The organism is Pseudogulbenkiania subflava DSM 22618 (assembly GCF_900177275.1).
GTDB classification, from domain to species: Bacteria; Pseudomonadota; Gammaproteobacteria; order Burkholderiales; family Chromobacteriaceae; genus Pseudogulbenkiania; species Pseudogulbenkiania subflava.
On the sequence record NZ_FXAG01000003.1, the window covers coordinates 92,774 to 104,272 of the forward strand.

7 protein-coding genes and 1 pseudogene are annotated in these 11,499 nt (G+C 54.8%); all 8 read right to left on the minus strand.

Annotated elements, in window-relative coordinates; all coding sequences use genetic code 11:
* Positions 1-3,380: pseudogene (locus B9N72_RS21370) on the minus strand (hypothetical protein); the annotation flags it as partial.
* Between the two features lie 62 nt (positions 3,381-3,442).
* Positions 3,443-5,503, minus strand: coding sequence for a calcium-binding protein (locus B9N72_RS03615; RefSeq protein WP_085275075.1), 2,061 nt, complete (start codon positions 5,501-5,503; stop codon positions 3,443-3,445).
* The gene (locus B9N72_RS21375) at positions 5,448-7,106 is read right to left on the minus strand and encodes a hypothetical protein (protein ID WP_085275076.1); all 1,659 of its coding nucleotides are present in this window, start codon (positions 7,104-7,106) and stop codon (positions 5,448-5,450) included. Before B9N72_RS21375 ends, B9N72_RS03615 begins: the two co-directional genes overlap by 56 nt.
* Positions 7,107-7,733, minus strand: a complete 627-nt coding sequence (locus B9N72_RS03625; protein WP_085275077.1) for a hypothetical protein — start codon at positions 7,731-7,733, stop codon at positions 7,107-7,109.
* The gene (locus B9N72_RS03630) at positions 7,730-8,146 is read right to left on the minus strand and encodes a hypothetical protein (protein WP_085275078.1); all 417 of its coding nucleotides are present in this window, start codon (positions 8,144-8,146) and stop codon (positions 7,730-7,732) included. The genes B9N72_RS03625 and B9N72_RS03630 overlap by 4 nt, the downstream gene beginning before the upstream one ends.
* Complete coding sequence (locus tag B9N72_RS20595; RefSeq protein WP_143477739.1) at positions 8,143-8,796, minus strand: hypothetical protein; 654 nt, start codon at positions 8,794-8,796, stop codon at positions 8,143-8,145. The genes B9N72_RS03630 and B9N72_RS20595 overlap by 4 nt, the downstream gene beginning before the upstream one ends.
* Complete coding sequence (locus B9N72_RS03635; protein ID WP_085275079.1) at positions 8,793-10,061, minus strand: glycosyltransferase family 4 protein; 1,269 nt, start codon at positions 10,059-10,061, stop codon at positions 8,793-8,795. Before B9N72_RS03635 ends, B9N72_RS20595 begins: the two co-directional genes overlap by 4 nt.
* A gap of 8 nt (positions 10,062-10,069) precedes the next feature.
* Positions 10,070-11,491, minus strand: coding sequence for an HlyD family type I secretion periplasmic adaptor subunit (locus tag B9N72_RS03640; RefSeq protein ID WP_085275080.1), 1,422 nt, complete (start codon positions 11,489-11,491; stop codon positions 10,070-10,072).
* Positions 11,492-11,499 lie beyond the last annotated feature (8 nt).

The window sequence follows — 11,499 nt, forward strand, 5'->3', positions numbered from 1 at the left end:
TTACCCGTGCCAAGCAAGGCACTGCCTTTGAGGAGCAGGTGTTCCAGATTCTCACCCAGCGTGTAGTCGGTGGTGCTGGTGACGGTGTCTATGCCGGCAACCGCAAGCTCGACCACCATGTCACCGGCATTATCCACAAAGTAGCTGTCGTTGCCCTCCCCCCCAATCAGGGTGTCGGCGCCCGCGCCGCCGTCCAGGTGGTTATTAAGTGCATTACCGGTGAGACGGTTATTGAGTGCATTACCCGCGCCAAGCAAGGCACCGTCTTTGAGGACCAAGTGTTCCAGATTCGCACCCAGCGTGTAATCAGTGGTGCTGGTGACGGTGTCTATGCCGGCATCCACAAGCTCAACCACCATGTCGCCAGCGTTATCCACGAAGTAGCTGTCGTTGCCCTCCCCCCCAATCAGGGTGTCGGCACCCGCGCCACCGTTGAGGGTGTCGTTCCCCATCCCGCTGTCCAGATGGTTATTAAATGCATTACCGGTAAGACGGTTGTCGAATTCATTACCTACTCCATCACGTGCCGCCCCCACCAAGGTCATCTCATCAGCATCTCCCAAAGCCGCCTTTACTGCTTGACTGAATAGTACGTGGCGGCCTTCCAAGGCATAGTAGATAGAATATCCATCTTGCCCGCCTGAAAAGTCCGGCTCCGGGGTATCAAAACGAAGAGTAAAGGTTGTACTGATAGATGCACCAGATTGATCTGTAGCCGTGAGCTTAACCCCCAGCGACCCTCTACTCTCGGTCCCAGTCCATTCAAGTACATTATCGTTCCAGCTCCGGCTCCAGACAGGAAATACTACCTCTTTCCCGTCTCCTATACTGACAGATTCCGTTTGGATCTGATTAGCGTAATGAATCCACTCAGGCAGCTCCCCACCATCGGACAAGCTCATCCGGATTGAAAGCGGATCGTCAATATCTCTATCCTGGAAAACAACCTGCCCCAAGCGCTCCAGATCGAGACTGCCTGCACCTCCCACAAACACAGCATCGAACTGTCTAACCAATTCGGGTGTGTGGGTCAAACCCGGTCGTTGGGGTAAACGGGATAACATATCTTCCATGGATAGCACGCGGCCATCAGCAAACTTGAACTGTTCGATACCCACCCCTGTCCGACCATTCATGTCGAAAAGCTCTTGGTATTTAGCCAATACAGGATCACCCGAGGAAGGGGAATGAATACCCTTATATTGCCCCTTTTCCGGCATGACAAGACGTACTCCTTGACCATCCTCTCCCCAAGAAATATCGAGGGCAAGGTGTTTTCGTCCGCCCTTTTCGTTGTCATCAACCCACTCTCCCCATGACAGCAGAAGATCCTCCGGCGTGACTCCCTCGTCAAATACTATTGCATCGGTGGCCAAGATACCGGCTCGGTATAACGGTGCAAGAGCCTCAAAGTTCCATGAATCAATCGATTGAATTCCACTGTGCAGAACATCATACTCACCGCCCGCTCTATGTTCCTCCACATACCAAGCCATATAGATATTGCTTGCAAGCTGATCTCTTTCAAATGAAGACCAATCCACAGCAGAATTTTCGTCAAATATATTTATTGACCCAGAATCAAATATCACATCCACACCTCGATGGCTCTTGCCGATATAATAGACATCGGCACCAAGCCCGCCATCAAGAAAATCACTACCTTTTCCGCCTATCAATACATCATTTCCACTGGACCCAAAAATACTATCACGACCATCACCACCATCCAAAAAAGCACCTAACAGCCTCTGCTCTGATATATTAGTATTTTCAGAATATTGACTCGCATCCAGCAATATGTAATTGTTATAATCAAATCTATATGGTGTTCTCTGTGCAGAAATGATGTCATCCCCCTCACCTCCTTCTACCAGACCGGGCCCAATCATAACGACAACATCATCAGTAGCAAGGCCATGCACATCCATGGCAACAGTAGAATATTCCACCGTATATTCTACTATTTTCGTAGGAACATACTTGTAGTAGCTACGTTCTGTGACTATCGGTTCACGCCCGCCACCTCCAACAAAAGACAAAAGCACGTCACCTTCTGAAGTACGAACCCATTTAACCACTTGGGGGGAGGGGCGATATAAGTACGAGGTTTCCGTAATGTACCGATAATCCCATTCAAATTTATCCTTAGTTGTATTCCATTCTTTTTTATGCTGCAATTCAAAAACATGAGGGTTTTGCCCAAAATCAGATTCGACCTCGTCCCCAGCAGCAACCTCTGCATCCCTAACAACAAAACTGCCTGTGTAATTATATGTTGTACGGCTTCCACGCTGATCATAAGAATCCCAATACGTATGAGTAGTTGGCTCGCCATAGAAACCCCCTGGTCCATTTGGTTTTAACCCCATTTCTATGTAATCGCGCGTTACGATTCTATACAGCAAATCCAGATAGGCTTGCCGTGCTTCTCCTGGCAGCACTGACTTCTCATGAGAAGCCTGCGTCATCCAATCTGCCAGAGCCAATATATTGCCGTCAGCGGAACGCAACTTCCAACCTTCTAGCGTGTCGAAATATCCTTTGATCAAAACCCCATCCCGGCTATTCATCACAGAAAGACGTATATCCTGGCCATCACGTTGCCAGCGTAACATCTCCATTGACACGCCCTCACCAAGCTGCACTTCGTTGCCACCCGAAGTATCAACGATGACGTCCTGCCCCATACCCCAAGTCAGAAGGTAACGGTCAGTTCCGTCACCACCTTGCAGTTGATCGTTACCCCCTCCCCCCTCCAACATGTCATTACCAGCACCGCCCTGGATAGTGTCACTACCTCCTCCCCCTGCGAGAGTATCTTCCCCCGCAGACCCTACGATCAGATCATCCAAATATGAACCATCACTCCGGATTGGATTGCTACTATTGCCCAACAGCTCGGCGATGCTCAGAATTCTTCCATCAGCAAAACGAATCGAGCTGAGAGTACCCCGTTCTCCACCAGAAACAGCCACGCTGTCTTGTTCGGAATAACGAATGTCAAGATAATAAGACCCATCCTTACCAAGATGCTGGGAAAACTGCAAATCCTCTGGTCTGATACCTTCGTTGAGAAAGATGATCTGATTACCATAATCGGTATCCGTGATCACATCCACCCCATCACCAAAGGCAAAGAAGAATTGATCCTCTCCACCTCCACCCCATAGTGTGTCAGCTCCAGCTCCACCCTGTATTTGATCCCCATAGGAAGAACCACTAATAGAGTCATTTCCGGCTCCAGTATCTACCTGGGCCTGATATTTATCATCTAGTTGAACTAGATCGTTCCCTCTCCCAGTAAAGACACGCTGACCAGACGTCATATTTGACAAACGGATCGGGTCGATTAAGTATTGCTGGATCAATTCTTGCAAACAGAGGGATTCTCCATTGGAAAAAATGAATTTTTCTATCCCTCGGTCTAAGGCATTCTCGATTAGGACTGCATCAGTATTGGAGTACTCGATAAGTAAGGATCCACCATTTGCTTCTTGTATCCAACGCAAGCGGAGTGATGCCGGAGAAATTCCATCCCCGAAGATGATCTGGTCATCCCCCCCCCCTCATCGTAAATGGTATCAATCGCCCCATTGACTGAGTTCCTAAGACCATCCCCCAAATTGAAAACATAGCTATCACGACCCTCTCCCCCATCCAGATAATCACTGCCGCGCCCCCCAACTAGGATGTCGTCCCCACTCTCACCACTCAGTTGATCATTGCCATCGCCCCCATCCAGATAATCATGTCCTCCGTTCCCCCAAAGAATGTCATTTCCGTCCTCTCCAAGGAGGGTATCCGCACCATCTGCCTCCCCTTCGTCCTCATAATTATCGCCAAACAGAGAATCATTGCCTGACCCGCCAAGCAACATATCATCCTGTTTGCCACCAGAAAGGGTATCGTTACCATTGCCACCTTCCAGATAGTCAGCACCATGATCGGTTATATCTATCCAGTCACCATCTCCGATCAATACGTCATCTCCGTCACCGGCCTGTAAAACATCATGGCCAGCCTCGCCGGCCAGGTTGTCATTCCCCTGTCCACCGACCAGCATATCGTCCCCACCACTTCCCCTAAGCTGATCATCGCCCTCACCGCCATCCAGATAATCGTTGCCGTGATATGGAGTAGGCAACCACACAAGCAGATCATTGACAATATCGCCTATCAAATTGTCTGCCCCACTCCCCCCGATCAGAATATCATTACCACCATTCCCACGAATGGTGTCGGCACCATCCCCTCCGTCCAGATAATCCTGACCATGCTCACCTAAAGCAACCCAGAATGCATCACCCTCCAGCACATCATCATTCTCCCCACCAAGCACGACATCATCGCCCTCCTCTCCATGGACAGTGTCGTTACCGATCTCTCCTATGAGAAGATCATCCCCCCGGTTTCCCCAGATACGATCATCCCCCGCGCCACCATAGACCGTATCCGCACCACTGTTTTGCTCAGAAGGATTTCTGCTACCAATCGACGGCCGATACTGAATTTCACTCCAAGGCTTATCCGCCAAGGGAGAGAACGGGGAGGGACTCCACTCAAAGCTAAGGGCACGGGAGGTACTATCCCCCATAATGTGGTCATTCCCGGCCCCTCCGATGGCAAGGTCCGCCCCCCAACCACCCACCAAAGCCTCATCATTCAGGCCACCAACCAAAGTATCATCGCCTGCGTTACCATATAGCCAGTCACCCAGATGCCCACTACCCTGAGCCGTATTGGCATCAGCCAGGTAGGTGGCCAAATCATCGATTACTATATCGGCGTAAATCTGGTCATTTCCCGAGCCTCCCAAAGCAACGTCACGCCCGCCTCTTGTTTCAATCACTACGCCGTTATCAAGCCCCGTCAAGGAGGCTGTATCCCCCTGGCCATTGACCGCTTCAGTCACACTGGCACTATTGTCACTTCGCACATAAACATCGTTGCTGAGAAGCTCGTCTTTCTCCGAACCGATCAGGGTGGCAATCACGGGAGAGGCGATAGGAGCACCGCTGTTCCCTCCCAAGCTGATTCCCAATTCACCCTCGGTCCACCCTTCCACCCTTACGGTTTCCCCCTGCTTGCCAACCAACAGCGTTTTGCTGCCATCCGCCAGGGTTTGCAGCGTGTAGACGATGCGGTGCTCCTTGTCGAGCCAGACGGTATCGCCGAGCTTCTTCCACTTGTTCGGGTCAAGCCCCGCATCGCCCTTGATCGTCAGTCCGTCCCAGATGATCTGCCCCAGGCCATCGGTGTCGAGAATCACGTCCGCACCGTCGCCTTTTGCATGGACGTAGGTATCAAATCCCTGGCCGCCTTCGAGGCGATCATCACCTTTGCCTCCGGTCAGGGTGTCATTGCCGGCGCCGCCATAGAGGCGATCAGCCAGGGACTGGCCGGTGAGGGTATTGCTGGTGTTGTCGCCAAAGACAATCTGGTGGTTATCGGGGGTGGAGAGGTCGACGCCATCGATGGCGAGCTGCAGGGGGGGCACCATTGATGGCGGTAGTGTAGTCGATGAAGTCCCAGTCACCGGGAGTGTGGCTGTCCCAATCTTCGGCATAAGGTTTGTCACTGCGATCGCCGAAGAACAGGGCATCGTCGGCATCTTTGGCACCGATGTCGTATTTGAGCTTCCACGACAGCATGGCAGCGCGGTCGGCGATCCATTCTTTGCTCAACTCGCCGGTGCCGGTATTCACTTCGTAGAGGTCTACCTCTTTGCCATAGGCATAACCGGCAATCGCAAACGGGCTGAGTTCCTTCAATGCAAACCGTACCGCCTGACCTTGTGGCGTATCCTGATGAGCCAAGGCAGCGATGTCTCGGCTGGATAGTTCGCCCAAGCCGATGATGGAGAACGGGCTGGATTCGCCCAGCAGGTCAAGCCGGGTAGTGATTTGCACGAGGGCTGCATAGAAGGCTTCCCGTCCCGTATCAAGACTATCCAGCCCATCCGGAATACGCGCACTGCCAAATACTTTGGCTACGCTGTTCATGGCATCTTCCAATGACCGGGAGGAAGTGCCGCTGGACTCTTTCTGCAGCTGGTTGAGCTGGCTGACCGTGAGGGAACGATCCAGCCGCCATAGCATGCCCATCACCGCCAGGGTATCTGTCATCTGCCCGGCGCCGTGGCCCAGCGTGGTGTTCGGCGCAACGACCCCCGCTCCGAAACTTTCAGTTTCGATCTCGATTTTTTGCCCAGGCTGCTGAAGTCCTATCCACATGTCTTGCGATACAAAATCCCAACCCGCCGAACCGATGTAATTGGTGATTGTGCCGGCATTGAAGGCCGATTGACCGCCCAGAGCGGCAAACAGATTATCGATATTGCGGTCTTTGTTGAGCGCCTGCCCGTAGTTGAAACCCGCTCCGTTGATCATGGTGGCGTCGAGAGTCACGTCTGGGAACAGCCGCGAGAAGGCAGCGGCGAGGTGCCCGCCGAGCGAGTGGCCGGTGACATGCAGCGGGGTGGAGTCATTAATCAGGCCCAGCCCGTCGGTGCGGGTTTCGCTGAGCTCGATTTTCCAGACGGTGCCGCTGGGGTTGTCGTATACATAACCGTTCTTTGCGGCCCAGTGCTGGGTAGCCAGATCCACGCTCATCAAGGTATTGGGTGGCAACCACGGGTTGGCCACATTTTCGGCCTGCTCCATCTGAACAACGTTTAACGGTGGCTCTATCCGCACCTTGGTAGCAATAGTGTAACTGCCACCTTTGGCCGCACTCAGACGCTGCACATAGTTGTACAGATCGATGATCTGGTCGGTGGCGGCGCCGTCGAGGACGATATCCCCTCCATCCGCCTGCAGGTCATTGCCTCCCGCCGTGCCACGCAGCGCCAGGACGTAATCCTCCCCGCTCTTGGAGCGGAACAGCGTGGCGGAAAAATCGCTGCTCGGGGTGTCAGACAGGTGATCGAGCACCGACCACTTTTCTACAAACCCGGCGGCCTGGGTGGTGGAGAAGCTCATTCCATTAAATCCGGCGTCTTTAAGTGCTCTTACTACATCGGGATCTGAGTGCTTCTCCAAGTCTGCATACGATGCTTCAGCAAGTTCGGCCATATCGGCAACAAATTTAAAATCGATTCTCATTTATTTTCTCCCTTTACCCATTTCATAAAGCCTATCCAAGTACTCATGGAATGGTTTGTCATAGCCATTTTGCCGACCTGGTCCGCAAACGCGCTTTCCCTCCGCCAGCCAGAATTGATAACTGACCAGTCCTCCGCCTCCCAGAGCCAATCCTGTACTGCCACGATAAAACTCTATCTCCCTCGCTAATACCTCCCCTGTCCTTGCATCCACCAGCTTCTGCTCCTTTCGGTCAATGGCATAGAAAGGCTGAGCATTGATTACGTCCCAATACACACGACTTGAAAGCCATAACCTATCAATAGTTGGGCTGATATTTTCCTGGCGATGAAAAGAACCCCATGGTTCCCCTACAGTATCCGGGTTCTCCTTGATCCACTGCTCCGGGGTCTTGTACACCCAGAACCCCGCCTCGGTTTGGCAGTAGTGCTCATGCATCTGGTACACCTCTCTCGGGCTCCCCAATACATAGACGTAGGTAATCTGATAGATAGCCACGGTCGCCAGCACACCCATTAACCAGCCATGCCGCCATTTATGGCCCGCCCATCGCCAGATAGCGATCACGATCAGCAGCGAGACCAAAAGATAAAGGGCAAAGAAAATCAGAAATGCGATGAGGATCATCGGCCGGGCTCCAGTAAAAGCTCATCAGCATGGGGGAGACTCAGACGCCGCACATAGTTGTACAGATCGATGATTTGGTCGGTGGCGGCGCCGTCGAGGACGATATCCCCTCCATCCGCCTGCAGGTCATTGCCTCCCGCCGTGCCACGCAGCGCCAGAACGTAATCCGCACCACTCTTGGAGCGGAACAGCGTGGCAGAAAAATCGCTGCTCGGGGTGTTGGGCAGGTGATTGAGCACCGACCACTTTTCCACGAACTCGGCGGCCTGGGTGGCCGAAAAGGTCATTTTGAAATCTGAGTCTGAATCCTGTAGCGCAGCCTGAACAGCCTCATCTGTGTACTTTGCCAGGTTTGCATATGACGCCTCAGCCAGTTCAGCCATGTCAGCAATAAACGAGAAGTTTGTATTCATTGCACGTTACCTTTACTAAGTTTCAGAATTTTCCGTTCATATATTCCAAACATTCCGTCATAACCAGAGAAATGTTTTTCAGGATCATATGAGATGCCATCAAACGTACTTACTGGCCCACAGTTCCTCTTTCCCCATGTCAACCAAATTCGATACCCGTCTTTTCCAAACTCCCCACCAGGCCCTCGATAAAATTCCACTGATCGAGCGAGTAATTTTCTAGTGCGACCATCTACTAGACGTAATTCTTTTTTGTTAATTTCGTAAAAAGGATGCATACCAATCGATTCCGAATAAATATATGGCGTTATCCAATATCTATATTTTCTATCCATTTGATTAGTAACTCCTTCAGCAGGAGGTAAGGAATTTCCCCCTACATTTCCCTCGGCATTAGGGTTCTCTTTGATCCACTGCTCCGGGGTCTTGTACACCCAGAACCCCGCCTCGGTTTCGCAGTAGTGCTTATGCATCCAATACACCGGAATCCAGTCCCAGAACACTAGGTGGTACATCACCAGTAAGGCCACCCCGCCACCGATCCAGCCGCGTCGCCAGCGGCGCTGGGCAAAAGAGTAGGATTTGACGGTCGCCCACAGCGACAGCAGCAGATAAAGGAACAAAAACAGTAGGATACCGAGGGCCATCATAGGTAGTGCCCCGATGAAAGCACGCCATCTTGGGCTGCGGAATGCGAGGATGTGTGGCAGGCGGACGCCTGCTCGATCAGTCTCCGATAGGCAACCACCCCCTTGGCCACGCTATAGCGTGCCGCCGTGGCTCGTGCTGCCGCGCGCTGGTTTTGATAACAGCCTGGCTCATGCAGGGTGCCGAGCACTGTCTCGGCGAGGGCGGGCTGGTCGAAGAAGTCCACCAATAGCCCGTTCTCGCCATGCGAGATCACCTCCCGCACTGGCGCGGTGTCCGAGCCGACCACCAGACAACCGCTGGCCATCGCCTCCAACAGGCTCCACGACAACACGAACGGGTAGGTGAGGTAGACGTGGACGGCCGATACCTGCAGCACCTTGCGGTAAGTGTCATAGGGCAGCTTGCCGAGAAAGTGCACCCGATCCAGATCGACCGGGACCTCACGGAGCAGCTTCTCACGCCAACTGACCATGTCTTTCGGCCGGCTTCCATAGCTGACGTCATCACCGCCAACAATGAGTACTTGTACTTCTGGATGACCTCTGAGAATGATCGGCAAGGCGCGCATGAAGGAATGGAAGCCCCTGTACGGTTCCAGATTGCGCGCAACATAGGTGACGATCGGTTGGCCGGCGTGCAGAGTACGGCCGTTTGGAAGGGTGAGCGTGGCGTGCGGGTCGGCGTGGAGCCGTCCGGTATCGATGCCTTCGTGGATAATGGTGATCTTATCGCGATAGGCGGCCGGGTGCAGGCTATGCTGCCAACGGGTCGGCGTGATGCCAAGGTCGCAGTTTTCCAGGTTCAACAGGTGAAGCGCATTGCGCGCGCGCAGCCGTGCCGCACCGTCCAGGCTGAGCGGGAATTCCGGGTCGAAGCCGGCATCGGCGCCCCGGGCAGGGTAGTAATACTCGCAGAAGTGGATCAGCTGGCTGTCGGGAAATACATCCTTGGCAAACAGCGTCTCGCCCCAGCCGGGATGGGCCACGATCACGTCCGGCAGGAAACCCTGCTGGCACAGTTGCAGCAGCAGCCGCGATACCGCCTGGCCGTGCAGCACGGCATCTTCGTAGCGGCGCAGATAGGGATGGCCATCTTGCTTGGGGCTACGGTGGGGCGTATAGCGCAATAGCCGGACACCCGGCAGGCCGGGGGCAGTATCGCGACCGATGGCAAGCACCTGGTAGTTGGGGCTTTGGGCTAGCTCCTGGGCAACATGGCGGAACTGGCCGGGAAAATTCTGGTGAATGAACAGGATGTTTTTCATATGAGTTGTCAGCGCTCCCTCATCCCCTCCCCCGCATACTCCCGCAGCGGGCTCAGGAAATAATCGATCACCCGCCGTTTGCCGGTTTTCACCTCCGCGCTCACCGCCATGCCGGAGGTGAGATTCACTTTGGTGCCGTCGATGATCAGGTGGGTCTGGTTGAGCTTGATCCGCGCCTGGTAGACCAGCCCCTTTTTCTCATCCTGCATGGCGTCGTGGCTGACGGTGTCGACTTTGCCCTCCAGGTAGCCATAACGGGTGTAGGGGAAGCTTTCGATCTTGACGGTGGCGGGCTGGCCCGGTTTGACGAAGCCGATGTCCTTGTTTTCGATCTGCGCCTCGACTTCCAGCGTTTCGTTGTCGGGCACGATGGCCATCAGCGGCTGGGCTTCGGTGACGACGCCGCCAACGGTGTGCACGGCAAGTTGCTGCACGGTGCCGGCCACCGGGGTGGTGAGCGTCATCCAGGCTTGGCGCTGGCTGGATTTGCTGGCGTCGGCGCTGTATTGGGTGATCTGGTCGCGGGCCTGGCGCAGTTGGTCGAGCGCTTCGCGGCGGAAGTCGGCGGTCAGCGCCTGCAGTTCCTGGCGCTGGTTGGCGATGGCCGCCTGGATTTCCTGCAGCCGACTCTGTTGTGCCGCGAGATCGCTTTCCTGAGTGATGCGGTCTTGCTGTTTTTCCAGATAGGCGTGGCGGGAGATGAAGTTGCGCTCCAGCAGATTCTTGTAATCTTGCTCACGGCCTTGGGCGATCTGGGCGGTGCCTTCGAGCTTGGTGACCAGTTGACGGGTGGTGGTGAGTTCAGCTTCACGCTGGCGCAGCGTGGCACCGAGCGCGTCGCGCTTGGCGAGGTAGGCGCGCCATTGCCCGACAGCGAGGGTTTCCTCGGCCAGCCGATGGTTCTCGGTCACGCCATCTAGCGCGCCCAACCGGGGCAGCTGGCCGCTATCGAGCGCGTCCAGCAGCGCCTGGTAGCGCAAGGCGGCGAGGCGGGCGGTGTCCAGCGCCTCGCCGGCCTTGCGCACGTCGGTGCCGGCGCCGACGCCGTCGAGCTCCACCAGCAGTTGCCCGGCCTTGACGTGCTGGCCGTCCTTGACGTGGATGGTCTTGACGACGGCGGTTTCCAGCGGCTGGATGATCTTGGTGCGCCCGCCGGTGACGGTCTTGCCCCCGGCGACGGCGACGATGTCGAGCTGGCCGACGATGGCCCACAGCAAGGCGATACCGAACAGCCCGACGATGATCCGCATGCTCCAGCGCGGCAGCGGCGAGACCGGGGTGTCGGTCAGTTCGAGGTGGGCCGGCAGAAAGGCGAGCTCGTCGTCGCGCCGGGGCGGCGGGTCGAACGTGTCGCGGATGTCCCAACTGGCCTTGAAGGCCTGGCGGTAACGTTGGATGAAGTCGTTCAGCCCCAGCAGCAGATGTCTCATGGCGGCCC

Coding starts and splice junctions, on each gene's coding strand:
- B9N72_RS03615 (WP_085275075.1), bottom strand. CDS start 5,503: ATGGTGCCCCCCCTGCAGCTCGCCATCGATGGCGTCGACCTCTCCACC.
- B9N72_RS21375 (WP_085275076.1), bottom strand. CDS start 7,106: ATGAGAATCGATTTTAAATTTGTTGCCGATATGGCCGAACTTGCTGAA.
- B9N72_RS03625 (WP_085275077.1), bottom strand. CDS start 7,733: ATGATCCTCATCGCATTTCTGATTTTCTTTGCCCTTTATCTTTTGGTC.
- B9N72_RS03630 (WP_085275078.1), bottom strand. CDS start 8,146: ATGAATACAAACTTCTCGTTTATTGCTGACATGGCTGAACTGGCTGAG.
- B9N72_RS20595 (WP_143477739.1), bottom strand. CDS start 8,796: ATGATGGCCCTCGGTATCCTACTGTTTTTGTTCCTTTATCTGCTGCTG.
- B9N72_RS03635 (WP_085275079.1), bottom strand. CDS start 10,061: ATGAAAAACATCCTGTTCATTCACCAGAATTTTCCCGGCCAGTTCCGC.
- B9N72_RS03640 (WP_085275080.1), bottom strand. CDS start 11,491: ATGAGACATCTGCTGCTGGGGCTGAACGACTTCATCCAACGTTACCGC.